This is a genomic window from Mesorhizobium subarcticum (genome assembly GCF_055456085.1).
This window is the reverse complement of sequence record NZ_CM144237.1, coordinates 3,745,784-3,764,858: the sequence shown is the minus strand read 5'-3', so window position 1 is coordinate 3,764,858 and position 19,075 is coordinate 3,745,784. Positions and strand designations below refer to the sequence as shown.

The 19,075-nt window shown below is 63.6% G+C and carries 18 protein-coding genes; 9 read left to right on the top strand and 9 right to left on the bottom strand.

Annotated elements, in window-relative coordinates:
* The first annotated feature begins 103 nt into the window (after positions 1-103).
* The 6 genes from pbpC to ACZYHG_RS18450 all read left to right on the top strand — a co-directional run bounded on the left by pbpC (position 104) and on the right by ACZYHG_RS18450 (position 6,989).
* Positions 104-2,194 carry a penicillin-binding protein 1C gene (gene pbpC, locus ACZYHG_RS18475; protein ID WP_464609783.1) on the top strand — a complete coding sequence of 697 codons (2,091 nt, stop codon included), beginning with the start codon at positions 104-106 and terminating at the stop codon, positions 2,192-2,194.
* A gap of 18 nt (positions 2,195-2,212) precedes the next feature.
* A complete protein-coding gene (locus ACZYHG_RS18470; RefSeq protein WP_464614726.1) occupies positions 2,213-2,935 on the top strand; it encodes a M15 family metallopeptidase in 723 nt (240 codons plus the stop codon).
* A 220-nt stretch (positions 2,936-3,155) separates the two neighbouring features.
* Complete coding sequence (locus tag ACZYHG_RS18465; RefSeq protein WP_464609782.1) at positions 3,156-4,184, top strand: sulfate ABC transporter substrate-binding protein; 1,029 nt, start codon at positions 3,156-3,158, stop codon at positions 4,182-4,184.
* 22 nt (positions 4,185-4,206) lie between these two features.
* Entirely contained in the window at positions 4,207-5,058 is an 852-nt protein-coding gene (gene cysT, locus ACZYHG_RS18460) for a sulfate ABC transporter permease subunit CysT (RefSeq protein ID WP_464609781.1), read from the top strand.
* Entirely contained in the window at positions 5,051-5,935 is an 885-nt protein-coding gene (gene cysW, locus ACZYHG_RS18455; protein WP_033838357.1) for a sulfate ABC transporter permease subunit CysW, read from the top strand. The genes cysT and cysW overlap by 8 nt, the downstream gene beginning before the upstream one ends.
* Before the next feature lie 13 nt (positions 5,936-5,948).
* Positions 5,949-6,989, top strand: coding sequence for a sulfate/molybdate ABC transporter ATP-binding protein (locus ACZYHG_RS18450; RefSeq protein WP_027057850.1), 1,041 nt, complete (start codon positions 5,949-5,951; stop codon positions 6,987-6,989).
* A 14-nt stretch (positions 6,990-7,003) separates the two neighbouring features.
* On the opposite strand, the gene ACZYHG_RS18445 is transcribed toward ACZYHG_RS18450, so the two are convergent.
* Positions 7,004-7,402 carry a PIN domain-containing protein gene (locus tag ACZYHG_RS18445; RefSeq protein WP_464609780.1) on the bottom strand — a complete coding sequence of 133 codons (399 nt, stop codon included), beginning with the start codon at positions 7,400-7,402 and terminating at the stop codon, positions 7,004-7,006.
* Positions 7,402-7,674 (bottom strand): antitoxin, encoded by a 273-nt coding sequence (locus ACZYHG_RS18440; RefSeq protein WP_464609779.1) that lies wholly within the window; start codon positions 7,672-7,674, stop codon positions 7,402-7,404. The genes ACZYHG_RS18445 and ACZYHG_RS18440 overlap by 1 nt, the downstream gene beginning before the upstream one ends.
* Positions 7,675-7,909: 235 nt before the next feature.
* Here ACZYHG_RS18440 and ACZYHG_RS18435 point away from each other — a divergent pair, with 235 nt between their 5' ends.
* From ACZYHG_RS18435 to ACZYHG_RS18425, 3 genes are all read left to right on the top strand, one after another.
* Positions 7,910-8,896: a sulfate ABC transporter substrate-binding protein gene (locus ACZYHG_RS18435; protein WP_464609778.1), complete on the top strand. Its 987-nt coding sequence runs from the start codon at positions 7,910-7,912 to the stop codon at positions 8,894-8,896.
* Between the two features lie 246 nt (positions 8,897-9,142).
* Positions 9,143-9,592 carry an RrF2 family transcriptional regulator gene (locus ACZYHG_RS18430; protein ID WP_027029809.1) on the top strand — a complete coding sequence of 150 codons (450 nt, stop codon included), beginning with the start codon at positions 9,143-9,145 and terminating at the stop codon, positions 9,590-9,592.
* A gap of 90 nt (positions 9,593-9,682) precedes the next feature.
* On the top strand, positions 9,683-10,807 hold the full coding sequence (locus ACZYHG_RS18425) for a hypothetical protein (RefSeq protein WP_464609777.1): 1,125 nt from the start codon (positions 9,683-9,685) through the stop codon (positions 10,805-10,807).
* A gap of 105 nt (positions 10,808-10,912) precedes the next feature.
* Here ACZYHG_RS18425 and ACZYHG_RS18420 read toward each other — a convergent pair whose 3' ends face one another.
* The 7 genes from ACZYHG_RS18420 to ACZYHG_RS18390 all read right to left on the bottom strand — a co-directional run bounded on the left by ACZYHG_RS18420 (position 10,913) and on the right by ACZYHG_RS18390 (position 19,049).
* On the bottom strand, positions 10,913-11,476 hold the full coding sequence (locus ACZYHG_RS18420) for a gluconokinase (RefSeq protein WP_464609776.1): 564 nt from the start codon (positions 11,474-11,476) through the stop codon (positions 10,913-10,915).
* Between the two features lie 114 nt (positions 11,477-11,590).
* On the bottom strand, positions 11,591-12,577 hold the full coding sequence (locus tag ACZYHG_RS18415) for an ABC transporter permease (RefSeq protein ID WP_464614725.1): 987 nt from the start codon (positions 12,575-12,577) through the stop codon (positions 11,591-11,593).
* Positions 12,578-12,591: 14 nt separating this feature from the next.
* Positions 12,592-13,572, bottom strand: coding sequence for an ABC transporter permease (locus ACZYHG_RS18410; RefSeq protein ID WP_464609775.1), 981 nt, complete (start codon positions 13,570-13,572; stop codon positions 12,592-12,594).
* On the bottom strand, positions 13,569-15,116 hold the full coding sequence (locus ACZYHG_RS18405) for a sugar ABC transporter ATP-binding protein (RefSeq protein ID WP_464609774.1): 1,548 nt from the start codon (positions 15,114-15,116) through the stop codon (positions 13,569-13,571). The genes ACZYHG_RS18410 and ACZYHG_RS18405 overlap by 4 nt, the downstream gene beginning before the upstream one ends.
* Before the next feature lie 81 nt (positions 15,117-15,197).
* Positions 15,198-16,325 carry a sugar ABC transporter substrate-binding protein gene (locus ACZYHG_RS18400; protein ID WP_464609773.1) on the bottom strand — a complete coding sequence of 376 codons (1,128 nt, stop codon included), beginning with the start codon at positions 16,323-16,325 and terminating at the stop codon, positions 15,198-15,200.
* Positions 16,326-16,632: 307 nt separating this feature from the next.
* Positions 16,633-17,661 (bottom strand): HTH-type transcriptional regulator GntR, encoded by a 1,029-nt coding sequence (gene gntR, locus ACZYHG_RS18395; protein ID WP_464614724.1) that lies wholly within the window; start codon positions 17,659-17,661, stop codon positions 16,633-16,635.
* Between the two features lie 158 nt (positions 17,662-17,819).
* The gene (locus ACZYHG_RS18390; protein ID WP_464609772.1) at positions 17,820-19,049 is read right to left on the bottom strand and encodes an MFS transporter; all 1,230 of its coding nucleotides are present in this window, start codon (positions 19,047-19,049) and stop codon (positions 17,820-17,822) included.
* Positions 19,050-19,075 lie beyond the last annotated feature (26 nt).

The window sequence follows — 19,075 nt, the reverse complement described above, 5'->3', positions numbered from 1 at the left end:
CGATGGTGGCGATCATGCAAATGGCGATTGCGCTCATGACAGCTTCCTTCTCCCCGTCCAAGGACGGGGAGAAGGTGCCGACAGGCGGATGAGGGGCGGCGCCATGCTCTCCAGAAAATTCTTTCGCCGGGCAGCCATAACGCTAGGCTCCTGCGCCGGCATCCTCGCAGTTTTCGCGGCCTCCCTCTGGGAGCTCGACCGCGCCTTCCCGCCGCCGCTGCCGGCGACTTTGACAGTCTCCACCGAAGTCCAGGACCGCGACGGCCAGTTGCTGCGTGCCTTCGCCACGCCGGACGGCTACTGGCGGCTCGAGACCCATCTCGACCAGGTCGACAAGCAGTTCGTCGACATGCTGGTCACCTACGAAGACAAGCGTTTCTGGGACCATGAGGGTATCGACGTGCTGGCGCTTGGCCGCGCCGCCGGCCAGCTCATCGCCAGCGGCCACATCGTCTCCGGCGGCTCGACCCTGTCGATGCAGCTCGCACGCCTGATCGAGCCGCGCGAAAGCCGCAGCCTCGGCTCCAAGATCAAGCAGATGCTGCGCGCCATCCAGATCGAGCGGCGGCTGTCGAAGCGCGAGATCCTCGAACGCTACCTGACGCTGGCGCCCTATGGCGGCAATCTCGAAGGGGTGCGGGCCGCCTCGCTCGCCTATTTCGGCAAGGAGCCAAAGCGGCTCACCGTCTCGGAAGCCGCCTTGCTCGTCGCCCTGCCCCAATTGCCGGAAAAGCGCCGCCCCGACCGCAACCTGGAGATCGCGCATGCCGCCCGCGACCGGGTGCTGACCCGCATGGTCTCATCAGGCATGATCGGCGAACGCGAGGCCGCGCGCGCGGCACTTGACGACGTGTCGGGCCTGCGCCGCACCTTGCCGGCACTCGCCGCGCATGCCGCCTATGCGATGCTGCCCAGGGCCGTTCCCGGCCAGCCGCTCAAGCTGACAATCCGCAAAAGTGTCCAGCAAGGGCTGGAACAGGTGGCGCGCGACGCCGCCACCAAGCTTGGACCGCGTCTGTCCGTCGCCATGGTGCTGGCCGATTCCCGCACCGGCGACATTTTGGGCGAAGTCGGCTCCGCTAATTTCTTCGATGCCAGCCGTTCCGGCTGGATCGACATGACCAAGATCGTGCGCTCGCCCGGATCGACGCTGAAGCCGTTCATCTATGGCCTCGCCTTCGAACAGGGGCTGGTGGCGCAGGAAACGCTGATCGAGGACAGCCCGGTCGATTTCGGCGGCTACAGGCCCAAGAATTTCGACATGGGTTACCAGGGTGATGTCAGCATCCGCCAGGCGCTGCAGCTGTCGCTCAACGTGCCCGCGATCCGCGTGCTCGACGCGGTCGGACCGGCGCGGCTGACGGCGCGCTTCCGCCAAGCCGGCGTCAACCCGATCCTGCCGGTCAACGAAGCACCGGGCCTGGCCATCGGCCTCGGCGGCGTTGGCGTCACGCTGCGCGACCTGGTCCAGCTCTATACGGGGCTCGCCAATGGCGGCAAGACGCACACGTTGCATGACGGCACCGAGCCGGCCAATGCCGAACGCACCACCGCCACCATTCTCAACGACCAGGCGAACTGGCAGATCATCGACATCTTGTCGGGGGTCAAACCGCCGGAAGGCGCCTTGCAGCGCGGCATCGCCTACAAGACCGGCACCTCCTACGGCTACCGCGACGCCTGGTCGGTCGGTTTCGACGGCCGCTATGTGCTGGGCGTCTGGGTCGGCCGCCCCGATGCCGGCGCGGTGCCGGGCCTTTCCGGCTATGTCTCGGCCGCCCCCATCCTGTTCGAAGGCTTTGTCCGCTCCGGCCTTGCCACCGTGCCGCTGCCGGGCAAGCCGCCCGGCGCCTTCACCCCCAAGCGCGAAGACCTGCCGGTGACGCTCGCTCGCTTCGGCGCCGGCGCCGACGGCCTGGTGCAGGCCACACCGACCGAACCCGCCCCAACCATCATCTTCCCGCCGGACGGCGCCCGCGTCGACCTCGCCACGAATTCGGCCGATGCCTCGCCGCTGGTGCTCAAACTGCAAGGCGGCCGCGCGCCGTTCCGCTGGCTGGCCAATGGCAAGCCGCTCGCTGGTATCGACCGCCGCCGCACCGCGACCTGGCTGCCCGACGGCGCAGGCTACTCGACGCTGACCGTGATCGACGCGGCCGGGCGGGCGGCGAGCGTGAAAGTGTTTGTTGAATGAAAGCCTTCCTTGAATAGAATGCGCCAGGCGATTCAACGCATTGGCTTTTGCGCGCTGGCTGTTGCGGCTTTCGTTCTGCCCGCGCATGCCAACCCCCTCCCCGCCGGCTTCGTTCGCCTCACCGATATCGACCCCTCGATCCGTCAGGACATCCGCTACGCCGGATCTGATGATTTCCTGCACCGCAAGGTGAGCGGCTATGACGCGCCGGTCTGCATTCTCACCTTGCAGGCGGCGCAAGCTCTCGCCAGTGTCCAGAAGTCGATCGCCGTGAAGGGCCTGACGCTGGTCGTGTTCGACTGCTACCGCCCTGCCCGTGCGGTGACCGACATGGGCGAATGGACGCGTGAAGGTGGCCCGCCCGATCCGCAATGGTATCCGAAGGTCAAGCGCGGCGACCTCATCGCCAAAGGCTATGTCGGCGAACTGTCAACCCATTCCCGCGGCTCGACAGTCGATGTCGCCATCGCGCCGGTCGGCAGCACGGCTGCGCCGAAACCGGCCTGCGGCGCTATCGATGCCGCCACGCTCGATTTCGGCACCGGCTTCGACTGTTTCGACCCGATCAGCGAAACAGCACACCGCCCGCTCGGCGACGTAGCAGCGGCAAACCGCAAGTCGCTCGTCGATGTCATGCGTGCCGGCGGTTTCAAGAACTATGCGCGCGAATGGTGGCACTTCACGCTGACAAACGAACCGTTCGCCAAGGAGCGTTTCGACTTTCCCATTTCCGCAGAGTGATCCGCCCCATCAGTCCCCTACGACCTTGCCTCGACACCTAGGATTTGTAGATAGGTCAGGTGGCGGCGTGGATTTGCCGTCGTCGCGCACAAGGGAAAATATTTCCCCAAAGAGCGAAATCTCATCGAAGATTTTCTTCAAGAGGGCAAAAAAGGCAACATTCGATGCATCTAATTTCTATCAATTCGGTAGATTTGGCGCGGGTTCAACGGAGGCAGAAATGACCAAACCTCATTTCAGGAAACTGCTCGGCGCACTGGTCGTCACGTCGGTTCTATCAGGCACGCTCGGTTTCGCGTTTGCCGACACCACCATCCTCAACGTGTCCTACGATCCGACACGCGAGCTCTACAAAGCCTATGACGAGGCCTTTGCCGCCCACTGGAAGGCCGAGACCGGCGAGACGGTCACCATCCAGCAGTCACATGGCGGATCGGGCGCCCAGGCCCGCGCCGTGATCGACGGCCTCGACGCCGATGTGGTGACGCTGGCGCTTGAGGGCGACATCAACGCCATCGTCTCCAAGTCGAAGAAGATCAATCCCGACTGGCGCAAGAAATTCGAAAACAATTCAGCGCCTTACACCTCGACCATCATCTTCCTGGTCCGCAAGGGCAACCCCAAGGGCATTCACGACTGGAGCGATCTGGTCAAGGACGGCGTCCAGGTGATCACGCCGAACCCGAAGACCTCGGGCGGCGCGCGCTGGAACTACCTCGCCGCCTGGGCCTACGCCAACGCCCATGATGGCGGCGACGAAGCCAAGAACAAGGAATTCGTCGGCAAGCTCTACGCCAACGCCCCGGTGCTCGACACCGGCGCGCGCGGCTCGACCGTGACCTTCGCGCAAAAGGGCATTGGCGACGTGCTGATCGGCTGGGAAAACGATGCCTATCTGGCGCTCGACGAGTTTGGCGCCGACAATTTCGAGATCGTCTATCCGCCAACCTCGATCCTGGCCGAGCCGCCGGTGGCGATTGTCGATGCCAATGTCGATGCCAAGGGCACGCGCAAAGTAGCCGAAGCCTATCTCGGCTGGCTCTATTCCAAGGAAGCGCAGACGATCATCGCCAAGAACCACTATCGTCCGGCTAAGCCCGAACTGGTGGCGCCGGCGGATATTCCGAAGACGCCTGATATCAAGCTGATCTCCATCGACGATCCGCTTTTCGGCGGCTGGAAGAAGGCACAGCCTTATCATTTCGGCGACGGTGGTATATTCGACCAGATCTACAAGCCGGCCCAGTGAGCTAAATCTAGATCAGGACGACATGACCACAGCACCCGCGCAGGCGGGGTGGCGTTTCAAGCAGCCGAGTGTCATTCCGGGTTTCGGATTGACGCTCGGCTTCTCGCTTGCCTACCTCACCCTCATCATTCTCATCCCGCTGTCCGGGCTGGTCTGGCGCTCGGCCTCACTCGGCTGGACCGAGTTCTGGGCCATCGCCACCGACCGCCGTACGCGGAATGCGCTTGAAATCAGCTTCGGCACCGCCTTCATCGCGGCGGCCGTCAATGTCGTCTTCGGCACGCTGGTCGCCTGGGTGCTGGTACGCTACCGCTTCCCTGGCCGCCGCATCGTCGACGCCATGGTCGACCTGCCCTTCGCGCTGCCGACGGCGGTGGCCGGCATCGCGCTCACCACGCTCTACGCACCAAACGGCTGGATCGGCAAATTGCTGATGCCGCTCGGCATCAAGGTAGCCTATACGCCGCTCGGCATCGTCATCGCGCTGATTTTCATCGGCCTGCCTTTTGTCGTGCGCACCGTGCAGCCGATCATGGAGGAAATCGACAAGGAGGTGGAGGAGGCAGCCGCCACGCTTGGCGCCAGCCGCTTCCAGATCATCACCCGCGTGCTGTTCCCGGGCCTGGCGCCGGCCATTATAACCGGCTTTTCGCTGGCCTTTGCCCGCGGCGTCGGCGAATACGGCTCGGTCATCTTCATCGCCGGCAACCTGCCCTACAAATCCGAGATCGCGCCGCTTCTGATCGTCATCCGGCTGGAGGAATACAACTACCCGGCGGCGACCGCGATCGCAGCAATCATGCTTGCTCTGTCGTTCGTCATGCTTCTGATTGTCAATCTCGTGCAGACATGGAGCCGCAAGCGCTATGGCTGACCCCGAGATCAAATCCTACGAACCCTACCATGAGAGCCGCTCGGCGGCGGTGACCGAAAGCCGTCCGGCGCAAGCCGTGCTGATGGCCATCGCCTTTGCCTTCCTCGGCATCTTTCTGCTCTTGCCGCTGATCATCGTCTTCCATGAGGCGCTGGCGAAAGGCATCGGTGCCTATACGCAAGCGCTGGTCGAACCAGACGCACGCTCGGCCATCCACCTGACACTGCTAGTCGCTGCGATCTCGGTGCCGCTCAACGTCGTCTTCGGCATCTCCGCTGCCTGGGCCATCGCCAAATTCGAATTCAAGGGCAAGGCCTTCCTGACCACCCTGATCGACCTGCCCTTCTCGGTTTCGCCGGTCATTTCCGGCCTGGTCTATGTGCTTTTGTTTGGCGCGCAGGGGCTGCTTGGCGGCTGGCTGAAAATGCACGGCATCCAGATCTTGTTCGCCGTGCCCGGCATCGTGCTCGCCACCGTCTTCGTCACCTTCCCCTTCGTCGCCCGCGAACTGATCCCGCTGATGCAGGAACAGGGCAATGGCGACGAGGAGGCAGCCCTTTCGCTTGGCGCCAATGGCTGGCAGACCTTCTGGTACGTGACGCTGCCCAACATCAAATGGGGGCTGCTCTACGGCGTGCTGTTGTGCAACGCCCGCGCCATGGGCGAGTTCGGCGCGGTGTCGGTGGTATCGGGCCATATCAGGGGCCTGACCAACACCATGCCCCTGCATGTCGAAATCCTCTACAACGAGTACAACGCGGTTGGCGCGTTTGCCGTCGCCTCATTGCTGGCCGGGCTGGCGCTGGTCACACTGGTCTTGAAAACACTGCTCGAGATGCGCTACGGCGCCGAGCTTGCCGCGACGCGCGGACACTAGCAGAGGGATTTGTATGGAAGTTCGCGTTGCCAATGTGCGCAAGGAGTTTGAGCGGTTTCCCGCGCTCCACGACGTGTCGCTCGACATCAAGTCGGGCGAACTGATCGCGCTGCTCGGACCATCCGGCTCCGGCAAGACGACGCTGCTGCGGCTGATCGCCGGGCTCGAGCGGCCGACGCGCGGCAAGATCTTCTTCGGCGACGAGGATGCTTCGCAGAAATCGATCCAGGAGCGCAATGTCGGCTTCGTCTTCCAGCATTACGCGCTGTTCCGGCACATGACCGTGGCCGACAATATCGGGTTCGGCCTGAAAGTCCGGCACGGACCGTCGCGGCCGCCGGCGCAGGAAATCCGCCGCCGCGCCTCCGAGCTTCTCGACCTTGTCCAGCTTTCCGGTCTCGAGAAGCGCTACCCCGCGCAACTCTCCGGCGGCCAGCGCCAGCGTGTGGCACTTGCCCGCGCCATGGCGATCGAACCCAAGGTGCTGCTGCTCGACGAGCCGTTCGGCGCGCTCGATGCGCAGGTGCGCCGCGAATTGCGCCGCTGGCTGCGCGAAATCCATGATCGCACCGGCCACACCACCGTCTTCGTCACCCACGACCAAGAAGAGGCGCTGGAACTTGCCGACCGCGTCGTGGTGATGAGCCAGGGCCGCATCGAGCAGGTCGGCACCGCCGATGACATCTACGACACCCCGAACTCCCCCTTCGTCTACGGCTTCATCGGCGAATCGAACGCGCTTCCCGTCAAGGTCGAGAATGGCGAAATCTGGCTTGCCGACCGTCCGATCGGACTGGCAGCGCCGCATGCGCCCGAGGGCGACGCAACGCTCTATTTCCGCCCGCACGACGTCGAACTGCTCGACGGCTGCAGCGGCTGCATCGCCGGCACGGTCGCCGCCAGCCGCCGCGTCGCCGGCACGCGGCGTGTCGAACTCGAGATCGGCGGCCAGCGCCAGCGGGTCGAGATCGAACTTCCGGTCGGCCATCCCGCGGCGCAGAAGAGCCGGGTGGCGTTCCGTCCGGGGCGCTGGAAGCTGTTTCCGGCCGCTTGATCCTCGGCCAACGGCTATTCCAGCCAGTTCTCGACCTTCAGCTTCCGTATCCGGGTGAACTCCCCCATGTTGGCCGTCACCAAAATGATACCCAGCACGCAGGCGTGAGCGGCAATAAAAAGGTCATTATGGCCAATAGGTTGGCCAATGGCCTCCAGCTCTGCGCGAAGTGTGCCATACTCTGCATCCACCGGCACATCGAGCGGCAGAACAGGGATTTCGGCCAGCAATTCCTCGACCTTCCTGAGCAGCTTGGCCGAGCCTTTCCTGGCGCAGCCATATCGCAACTCAGAGGCGACGACGATGCTTGTGCAGACGGCTGCGTCTCCCTCGCGCACCATAGCGCCGGCAGCCTTGCCGGCCGGGTTTCGGATCATGTCGCTGATGATGTTCGTATCCAGCATGAACCGCATCAGAAAAAATCCTCGGACTGGACCGGCGCATCGTTGATCTCGGGAAAGTCGTCTTCAGGACCAAGTGGCGCCTCTTTCGCCCATTGGGCGAGCAACGCGCTGAGGCCAGGTTTGCGAACCGGCTCGATGACAAGGCGATCACCTTCGCGGCTGATCAGCACCTTGTCACCCGGCAGCTCGAACTCCACAGGAATGCGCACCGCCTGGCTGCGGTTGTTGCGGAAGAGCTTTGCCTCCTTCGGTGGCGTCGTTGGATGACGGTGTTGGGGCATGACGGCGCCTCGCTTTGTATATGCCATATGTATATGCCAAATACCGTAACCGTTCAAGGCGCAGAAAGAATTGGGCTCTGGGAACCGCCCGCTGGAACAGAATTCCAGGCACTCGCTGTTTCGGCGATGTCTTTTCTCGCGACAAAGCGATGATGCTGCGCTGTGTACCTCGCCGCCTATCGTCCCGCACGGCTATGCTCAACCCATAAACGCATTGCATCGGAGCCCTATTTTCATGAAGCGATTTTTCCTTGGCCTTGCCACCGTTGCCGGGCTGCTCCTCGCATCCTCCCAAGCCTGGTCGGCCGACAAGCTGCTCAACGCCTCTTATGACGTCGGCCGCGAACTGTTCGTCCAGGTCAACAAGGCCTTCATCGCAGCGCATCCGGGCGTGACCATCGACCAGTCGCATGCCGGCACATCAGCTCAGGCACGCGCCATCGCCGAGGGCCTCGGCGCCGATGTCGTCACCTTCAACCAGGTCACCGACATCGACTTCCTGGTCAAGAAGTGCTTTGTCTCGGCTGACTGGCAGAAGGATTTCGCCAACAACGCCTCGCCCTTCTATTCGCTGCCTTCGTTCCTCGTGCGCGCCGGCAACCCCAAGCACATCAAGGACTGGAACGATCTGGTGCGCGACGACGTGCAGGTGATCTTCCCCAACCCGAAAACCTCGGGCAATGCGCGCTACACCTATCTGGCGGCCACCGCTTACGCCAAGGAAGCCTTCAAGGGCGACGACGCCAAGGTGAAGGAGTTCATCACCAAGCTGTTCAACAATGTGCCGATCTTCGACACGGGCGGGCGCGCCGCGACCACCACTTTCGTGCAGCGTGAGATCGGCGACGTGCTGATCACCTTCGAGTCCGAGACGCGCGGCATCCGCAAGGAATATGGCGACGACAAGTTCGAGCAGGTCACGCCTTCGGTCAGCCTGCTCGCCGAATTCCCGGTGGCGATCGTCGACAAAGTCGCCGACGAGCATGGCACGCGCGATCTGGCCAAGACCTATCTCGATTTCCTCTACACGCCCGAAGGCCAGGACATCCTCGCCCAGAATGGCAACCGGGTGAGTGATGCGGCCGTCGCCGCCAAATACAAGGCCGATTTCCCGCAGGTGCGCCTGCTGACGGTGGAAGACGTCTTCGGCGGCTGGGACAAGATCCAGAAACAACATTTCGCCGCCGGTGGCCTGCTTGACCAGGCCTATGGCAGCCGCTGACGGTTTCAGCGTTTGAATTCACGAGAAGGCCGGCGCTTTGCCGGCCTTCTTTCGTTTCAGGCCTGTTATCCCTGGATATCAGCGTCATTCCTGCAAAACGTTACAAAGAATCAACGCGTTTGTGCCTAATGTGCCAATCGGCCGGCTTGTTTTGGCGAAACATCATCGTGTGATCAAAACGTCATTATTTGCACACAAACAGTCGCCAGATGCGGGTGGTTGGGGTTTTCATGGGTTGACTCGGGCATGCTGACGAAAAAAGGCAAATACGGCCTCAAGGCCCTCGTGCATCTTTCCAGTCTGCCGATTGGCCAACTGGCCTTCGTCAACGACATCGCGGTCGCCAACAACATCCCGAAGAAATTCCTCGATGCCATCCTGGGCGAATTGCGCAATGCCGGCTTTGTCCAGAGCCGCAAGGGCAAGGAAGGCGGCTATCGCCTCGCCCGCCCGGCCTCCGAGATCAAGATCGGCCATGTCGTGCGCGTGCTGGACGGGCCGCTGGCGCCGATACCTTGCGCCAGCCGCACGCAGTACCAGCGCTGCGAGGATTGCGACGAAGCCACCTGCCAAGTCCGGCACATGATGCTGGAAGTGCGCCAGGCGATCGCCGAGGTGCTTGATAACAGAAGCCTCGCAGCCATGCGCGATGCCGACAACGACGATTTCCCGGTCGAACTGTCTTCGCAAATCTAGATCGACCACTGGCGCGCGGCGTTCACCATCGTAAGATGCGCTCAGGCGCAGAAAGCGGTTTTGCAACAGGAACGGATGGACGCCCGTCGGATGAGGCTGTCAAGGTTCGCGAAATCCCGCAGGCCGACCGCCACGGCAAGGTTCCGGACCGAAATCATCGCCGATGTCCCTGTACCGGAAAGGGCTGAGTACGTCCGCTTCTTCAGCCGCAAGGTGGTCCACCCCGGCAGGGTGCGCCGGTTCTCGAACCGGGACCTGCGCGAAAGCCTGCTCGCCATCTTCTATCTCGTGGTCGCGGCCGCAGTGCCGGTGCGCTGGTGGGCGTCGATCTGCGATCGGATCTCCAGGCTTCGCCTGAAACGCCATATGCGCAAGCAATTTCCAGCCTATGCCGACGCCACGCGCGCGGTGCTTGGCAGCAACATCGACGCGCGCAGGCTGTTCGAGGCCTTGCTCGCGGCGCGCCACCGCCGCCGGCTGCAGCTTGCCGCGCACGTCGCCGGCTTCCGATGGTCCCCGACCATCCGGCTGGAGGGACAGGAAGGACTGCAGGCAGCCTTGCTGCGGGGCCACGGCGCCATCGTCTGGTGCGATCAGTTCACCTCCCAGACCATCTTCGGCAAGCGCGCTTTGCACGAGGCTGATATCGAGGCGCATCAGGTCAGCGTCAATTCCCACGGTGTCTCGGAATCGATGTTCGGCCTGCGTTTCCTGAACCCGCCGCTGGTCAAGGTCGAGAACCGCTACCTGAAGAGCCGCATCGTCTTCGAGCGCGACGATGCCTATCAGGTCACCGTCCGCATCCAGAAGATCCTCAGAGGCAATGGCGTGGTGCTGATGACCAACACCATCCACGCAGGCTCGACCTTCACCGAGGTCGCGATCGGCAAAGGCGGCTGGACGCATCTGGCTTCGGCACCGGCGAATTTCGCCGCAAGGGGCAAGGCGGCGCTGTTTGCCATGTCGACCTTCGAGACCATTCCCTTCCGCGAATACCGGGCCGTCATCAGCCCGGAACTGCTGCCGGCTGAAGCGGAGATGGGACGGGACGGAGCCAAGGATATGGTGCTGCAGGCACGCTATATCCTGCTCAAGCGCGACCGGCTGCTCGAGGCGCTGAAACTGTTTCCCGAACAGATGCTGATCTGGTCCCGCAGCGGGCGGCTGACGGAAGCCTCCGACGATACCATGACAGGCGATGATACCGGCTTATGAGTTAGAGCAGTTCACCGTTTCGCAGAAGCGGCGAACCGCTCTAACTCTTTGTTTTGACGCAATTCCCAAGGGAAAGCGCTATGCGCTTTTCCCGGGAAAACCGCGTCACACTTTTCCTGGAATTGCTCTAGCCAGCAGCCGGATCGCGTCTGCAACGACATCGGCAACGGGACGCGTCGCGTCGATTGTCAATGCCCGTTCATCCGTCCCCGGTGGTTCCAGAATGGCGAACTGACTGTCGACCAGGCTTGCCGGCATAAAATGCCCTTTGCGGCTGGCGACCCGCTTACTCGCCGTCGCCTGGTCGATCTCCAGATAGAGGAAGACGATGTCAGGGCAAAAACCGCGCAGGCGCGCGCGGTAGCTGCGCTTCAGCGCCGAGCAGGCCGCGACCACGCCTTGCCCTTTGCCAGCCGATGCCGCGATGCGCTCGCCAATCGCATCGAGCCAGCCTTCGCGCAACTGGTCGGTGAGCGGCTCGCCGCTTGCCATGCGAGCGACATTTTCGGGTGGATGCAGTCTGTCGCCTTCGATGAAGACGGCGCCGAGCGCGGCTGCCAGCGCGATGCCGACAGCCGACTTGCCGCAGCCCGCGACGCCCATCACCACGATGGCCGGCGGCGCCGAGCCGGGAGCGCCCGTCGGCGCCTGCGCTGCTTCTTCGTCCACGGCTAGAGCATGATGCCGAAAAGTGTGAAGCGGTTTTCGGACGACATCATGCTCTATCTCCTTGATTTAGAGGCGGATTCAGATTTCAGGTCGAGTTCGACCTGAAATCTGAATCTAGCGGCTTGCCGGCGCGCGGCCGTAGAGCAACAGCATGGCGACGATGACGACGCCATAGATGATCTGCCGCCCCGCCTCCGGCATCTGCATGACCGACAGGATGGATTGCAAGAGCGTGATCAGGATGACGCCGGCGACGGTGCCGAGATAGGAACCGCGCCCGCCGAGGATCGAGGTGCCGCCCAGCACCACCGCGGCGATCGACGGCAAGAGATAGGCGTCGCCCATCGACTGCGCCGCCTTGGAGGCATAGCCGGCCAGAAGCACGCCGCCGAAGGCCGAGAGCCCACCGGAGACGGCGAACGCGATCATCACCACGCGCCTTGTGTCGATGCCTGAGAGATAGGCGGCGCGCTCGCGGTTGCCGATGCCGTAGACCGTGCGGCCGAAGCCGGTGCGGGTCAGCACGAGCACCATCGCGGCACCGATGACAGCCCAGATGATGACCGCGTTGGGCACGCCCGGAATTGTAAAACCCGTCGCGAGGTAGCGCATGGCGCGGGTCGCCGAATCCTGTGGCGAGAAGCCGCCGGTGTAGACCACCATCAGCCCTTGCGCGACGGCGTTGGTGGCCAGCGTGATGATCATCGACGGAATGCGCAGATAGGCGACACCGATGCCGTTGACGATGCCGATCAGTACGCCGCAGAAGATGCCGAACGGAATGGCCAGCGCCACGCCGACCGGACCGTAGGCGGCCGCGGCGCAGGCCATCATTGCGCCGGCCGCCACCGACCACGGCACCGACAGGTCGATCTGGCCGAGCAGCACGACCAGCATCATGCCGGTGGCGATGACGCCGAGGAACGAGGCGACCTTGAGCTGCTGCAGCAGATATTCAGGTGACAGGAAGCTTCTGGAATAGAGGCTGCCGAGGAGCAGCAGCAGCACGATGCAGGCGAACGCCGTCAGCACCGCGGGATCGGCACGGCGGATGAATTTCGGCATGCGGCCGGCAATGCCGCCGTCGCTCTTCCCAACCATCGGCGTCGTTTCGCTCACAGGAACCACTCCAGCCGGTTGCGGACCCGAAACAGGGCGAAGGCGCCGAGGCTGACGGCGATCAGCAGGATAATGCCCTGGAACAGCGGCTGCCAGAGCGGATCGAAATCGAACACGAACAACAAATCGCCGATGGTGCGGAAGGCGAGCGCACCGAAGATGGCGCCGATGGCGCTGCCCTTGCCGCCGAACAGCGAGACGCCGCCAAGCACCACGGCGGCGATCGAGAACAGCGTGTAGGCGTTGCCGCTGGCATAGGCCGCGTCGCCCGTATAGGTGAAGAAGGTCAGGAACAGCCCGCCGATCGCGGCCAGCAGCCCGGCCAGCGTGTAGGCGGCGAACTTGCCGCGCCTTATCGGCACGCCGGACATGTAGGCCGCCGTCTCCGACGAACCCGCCGCGTAGGCTGCCCGGCCAAGCACCGAGCGGCTGAACGGCACCCAGATCACCAGCACGATGGCGAGCAGCACGACGAGGCTCGCCGGCACCACATCGAAGACGCGACCGGTCAGCGCATCGGCCAGGTCCTCATTGACCGAACCGCCAGGGAATGGCCGCAGCAAAAGGCCGATGCCGTAATAGACGGCCCCGGTAGCGATGGTGGCGACGATCGGCTGCAGCCGTCCGTAGATAACGATGGCGCCGTTGATGGCGCCACAGAGAAGGCCAACCGCCAGCACAGCGATAACGCCGAGCGTCGTCTGCATCGGCGTGCCCACCACCAGCCAGGACGCCAGGCAGTTGGTGAGCAGGAAAATCATGCCGACGGACAGGTCGATGCCGGCGGTGATCACCACCAGTGTCTGCGCCATGGCGACGAAGGCGAGCAGCACGCCCTTGTTCGCCGCTGTCTGCACGACATTGGCGGTGAAGCCGGCCGGATGGTTCGATGTGTAGATGACGAACATGACGATGAAGATGCCGAGCGCCAGCAGCGTTCCGCGCTGCTCGGCCAGCCAATAGCGCCAATCTTTCACGCGCTTGCTCCCAGGCCCACCGGGCTCTCCTCGCCATGGATGTTGAGCGCGCTCGCTATCAGCGCCCGTTCGGTAATCTCGGCGCCGACCAGCTCGCGCTTGATGGCGCCGTCATAGAGCACCAGCACCCGGTCGCAGCAGCCGATTAGCTCGTCATAGTCAGTCGAATAGAACAGGATCGCCGCCCCGGCATCCGCCAGCTTGCGCATCAGTTGGTAGAGCTCTTGCTTGGTGCCGACATCGATGCCGCGTGTCGGATCGTTGAGCAGGATGATGCGCGGCTGGCGCATTAGCCATTTGGCGATGACCACCTTTTGCTGGTTGCCGCCCGACAGCGCGCCGACCGGAATGTCGAGGCCCGCCGTCTTGATCGCCAGAAGGGAGACCATGTCGTCGATCAGCCGCTGTTCGGCGGCGCGGTCGATGATGCCGCCCCTGGACAGCCGGTCGAGCGCGGCGAAGGACAGGTTTTCGCGCACTGTCATCGGCAGCATCAACCCTTCGGTCTTGCGGTCCTCCGGGATCAGCGCCATGCCGATACCATCCTGCCGCGCCTTGGCCGGACTGCCAATCGTCACCGGCTTGCCGTCGATCAGCACCTCGCCTGAAAGACCGCGCAGCACGCCGAAGAAAGCGAGCAGCAATTCGCGCTGGCCCTGGCCGTCGAGACCGCCGAGACCGACCACCTCGCCTGCCCTGACGGTCAGCGAGATGTTGTCCAGCCGGTCGGTCCACGACAGCTTGCGGGCTTCAAGCCTGGGTGCGGCTGTGGCTGGCACGGTCGCCGGCTTTGGCGGGAAGATATGACTGTATTCGCGGCCGATCATCAGTTCGACCACCTCATTGTCGCTCTTCGAGCCGGCCTTGTAGCTGGCGACGTTGCGGCCGTTGCGGAACACCGTGCACTGATCGGCGAGTTCGGCGATCTCGTTCATGCGGTGCGAGATGTAGAGCAGCGCAAGCCCTTCCGAACGCAACCGCTTCAGCACGCCAAAAATGTTTGAGACATCCGCCGCGGTGAGCGCGGACGTCGCCTCGTCGAGGATCAGGATGCGCGGCTTCCTGGCCAGCGCCTTGGCGATCTCGACCATCTGCCGGCGCGACAAGGGCAAGTCCTTGACCAGCGCCAGCGGATGGATGTCGGCAGCACCCGCGCGGGCAAGGGCTTCCTCCGCGATGCGGCGCTGCGCCTTGCGGTCGATCATGCCGAAGCGTTTGGGCGGATCTGATATGAGGATGTTGTCGGCGACGCTGAGTTCGGGAACCAGTGATAGCTCCTGGAAGATACAGACGATGCCGGCCTTGTTGGCGGCAGCCGGCGAAGCGAAGGTCACCTCTCGGCCATCCAGCATCATGCGGCCTTCGTCGGCCGCGACGACGCCCGCCATCACCTTGATCAGCGTCGATTTGCCTGCGCCGTTTTCGCCAAGGATGGCGTGGATGCTGCCGGACGTGACGACAAGCTCCGCCTTTTCCAGCGCTCGCACGCCGCCATAGCGTTTGGATATGCCTTCCATCTGGAAGAGCGGAACCGCAGCGTCCATCGGCCCTCCCGAGGCACTTTGACGACCAAGGATATCGAGTGGTCGGCGCCGCAGGAGATCCCGCGGCGCCGGGTGTGCAGCCTACTGGTCAGCCTTGGTCTGACCCATGATTTCCTGCGCCGTGAAATTGATGCCGCAGGTCGGGAAGGAATTGCCGACGAAGAAATTGTCGGACTGGTCGGGGAAGAAGTCCTGACCGGCCTTGAAGTTGGGATCCTCGACGATCGCCAGCGGCAGCTTGACCGACTGCGGGACGACATTGCCTTCAAGCGCTGCGATCGCCGTCTTGATGGCAACCGCCACCTGCGCCGGGCCGGTACCGGCCGACGAGCATTTCAACCCGTCGGCTGCGTGGGCCGCGCAGAACTTGCGGAAGCCGTTCTCGGTCTCGCCGCCGAACGGCACGAACGGATGCTTGGCATCGATCATCGCCTGCACGATGCCGGTGTCGCCGCCCTGTCCCGTGACGCCGTCGAAGGGGCCGTTGGTGGCGATTGCATCGGCCGAAGCCTTTTGCGCAACGCCGTCATCCCACTTGCCGACGACTTCGGTGACGTCCCACTTCTTGCCGGAGGCATCGAGAACCTCGTGGATGCCGGTGTGGCGGTCGGTGTCGACCGATGTGCCGGCAACGCCGCGCACCTCGAGCACCTTGCCGCCGTTCGGCACATGCGAGACCAGCCATTTGCCCCACAGCTCGCCAAGACCCTTCTGGTCGACGTTGACGTTGATGGCATCCTTGGTGTCGAGAATGTTGTCGAAGGCAACCAGCACGACGCCGGCTTCCTTGGCTCGCTTGATCACCGGCCCGAAGGCGGTCGGGTTCTGTGCGTTGACGACGATGGCGTCATAGCCGGAATCGATGAAGTTGTTGATCGCCGAAATCTGCGCCGGCACGTCTTCGCCGGTCGAGACGACTTTGAATTCCTTCAGCTTCGCGGCGACGTCCTTCTGCGCCGCATAGGCCTTCGCGGTCTGCACCATCTGGATACGCCAGGTGTTGGCGATATAGCCGTTGGCGAGCGCAATGCGGTATGGGCCGGCCATCTTGGGGAACTTGAAGAACAGCGTGTCCGCGGCCCAGGGTGAGAAGCAATCCGGCTCGGCCGCCGGGCCCTTGACGATTTCAGGGCCTGCGGCAATCGCAGACGAGCTCAACATGACGAATGCAGTGGCGGCAACGATGCCACCAACAAGTGACTTGATCATCGATAATCCTCCCGATTGCAGTTCTGATTTGTCTGTTCAGTTTTATGGAATTTTCGCGCTTCCGGCTGGCCCCTCCGCCTTGCCCAGTCACGCCTACCAGGTGCCGAAGGCCTCCGCGATCCCTCCCCTTGCCGCCCCCCTTCAGCGGGGTGAAATCTATCATATTATACATAATAAACAAGCATGAGCTGTTGCTTATGTATAATAAACAGGCTCAGCATCTAAGTGGTTATACCCGCTCAGTAAAAATGGTAGCGCTACCATGACGTTGTGTAAAGCGCCATTTGCGGGCGGTCTCGAAGCGTGTTCAGCGTGCGGTGCTCTCGCGGCGTTTGAGCTCGTAGCCGAGGTCGACGATCCGCTCCTGCGGCCTGTCGCCAGAGATTGCCGCCAGTGCCATGGCGACGGCGCGCCTGCCGATTTCGTAGCGGTAGGTGCGGATGCTGGTGATCGAGGGAAAGGCCACCTGCATCATGTCGAGATCGTTGAAGCCGACGATGCCGATCGTCTTCGGCACGTCGATCGAGGCCCGATGGCACTCGAACAGCACGCCGAGCGCGATGTCGTCATTGTTGCAGAACACGCCGTCGAGTGTCGGCATCTTGGCCAGCGCATCGCGGAAGAGTTCGCGCCCGAGCGACACGCTGGACAGCACCGGCGTGGTGGTGACCAGGCGCGGGTCGAACAGGCCGGCTTTTTCCATCGCCGCGCGGTAACCGGCCAGGCGCCGCTGCGAACGCGGGTCCATGCGCGCGCCGATGAAGCCGATGCGCCGATATCCCGCCTCGATCAGATGCTCGGTCGCCGCCCTGCCGCCGTCGAGATGCGAGAAGCCGACCATCATGTCGACGGGTTCGGGTCCGGTCTCCATCACCTGCACCACCGGGCAGCCGGCATTTTCCAGCAGTTTTCGCGAGGTCGGCGTCTGGTCGATGCCGGCCACGATCAGTGCTGCCGGCCGCTGCGAGCCGAACACCTGCAAGAGCCGCTCTTCCTCCAGTCCCGAATAGTGGGTGTTGCCGAGCTGGATGCGGAACGGACTGTCCGACAGGCTGTCATAGATGCCGCGCACCACTTCGGCGAAGACGTTGTTGGTGAGTGACGGCACCAGCACGCCGAACACTTCGGCGCGCGCCGAGGCCAGCGCCCGCGCATTGGGGTCCGGCACATAGCCGAGCTCGTCGACGGCGGCCTGGATCTGCCGGCGCAATTCCTCGGACACACGCTCCGGTTCGCGCAGCGCGCGCGACACGGTGATGGCGCCGACGCCGGCTTTGCGCGCAACGTCTGATATGGTCGGGCGGCCGCCGCCCCGGCGCGAGCGTGGCTTGATCAAGGCCACGGCCCGCAGCCGCCGAAGCGCGCCCGCAATACAATCATCCCAGCTGTCGCCATCTCACCGGCCCATTGCCGCACCCCTTGGCCTCTGGCGTCGCGCAGTTGCGTGTCCGTTGTCAAGCGGAGGGTGTCCAGGAGCCGTGCCCGCCCCTTGCCTCAGGTGGCCATGACGGCCCTGTTCTTTGCCTTCCACATGAACAGGCCGATGGCCAGTATGTTCAGCAGATTCCACGCGATGCCGTTGAGGAACGCGGCTGCGTAGGAACCGGTCAGGTCGTAGATCCAGCCCGACATCCAGCCGCCGATCGCCATGCCGAAGATGGTCGCCATCATGACGATGCCGATACGCTGCCCGGCCTCCTTGGCGGGCAGGTATTCGCGCACGATGATCGCGTAGCAAGGCACGATGCCGCCTTGCGACAGGCCGAACACCAGTGACACGACATAGAGCGAGGCGAGCCCGTCGAACGGGATGTAAAACAGCAGCGACAGGCATTGCAGCACGGAACCGATGATCAAGGTTTTCGCCCCGCCGATGCGGTCGGCGATAAAACCCGAAGCAAGCCGACTGACCACGCCCGCCGCCATCATGATCGACAGCATGTCGGCGCCATGTGCGATGCCGTAGCCTAGATCCATGCAATAGGCGACGATGTGGACCTGCGGCATCGACATAGCCACGCAGCAGCCGAGGCCAGCGACGACCAGCAGCCCCTGCAGCGCCGCCGGCGACATCGGAATAGGCTGCACCGGCCGGCTTCCGGGCGAGCCTGCGGCGGCCGCATCCGGAGCGCCGCGCCGCAGCAGCAGCACCAGCGGCACCATGGTGACCAGGCAGAAGACGCCGATGGCGGCATAAGTGAAGCGCCAGCCTTCCGCCTTGATCAGCGTCGGCATGATGGTTGGCCAGAGCGCCCCCGCGAGGTAGTTGCCGGCCGCCGCCGCCGTGACGGCGACGCCGCGCCGGCGGTTGAACCAGTGCGAGATGTCGGCGATCAGCGGCCCGAAGATCACCGACGTGCCGACACCGATCAGCACGCCTTGCGCAAGGGTGAATTGCAGGATCGAGGTCGACAGCGCCGCGAGCAGCAGGCCGGCGGAGAGCGCCACGGAAGAGATCAGCGCCGGGATCCAATAGCCCATGCGATCGATGGCGCGGCCAACCAGCACGTTGCCGGCAGCAAAGCCCACCATGGTCGCGGTGTAGGGCATGGATGCCGCGGCGCGGTCGACGCCGAATTCGGCCTGCACGGCTGGCAGCACGACGACGACGGCCCACATGCCGACCGCGCCGATCGTCGCCAGCACCATCGAGATGGCCAGCCGCGTCCAGGCGTAGGAGCTGTCAATGCCGGGGCTTGGCCGGCTCAGATCGGTTCGGGTCAAAGGCGTTTCCTGCCGGCGGTCTCGAA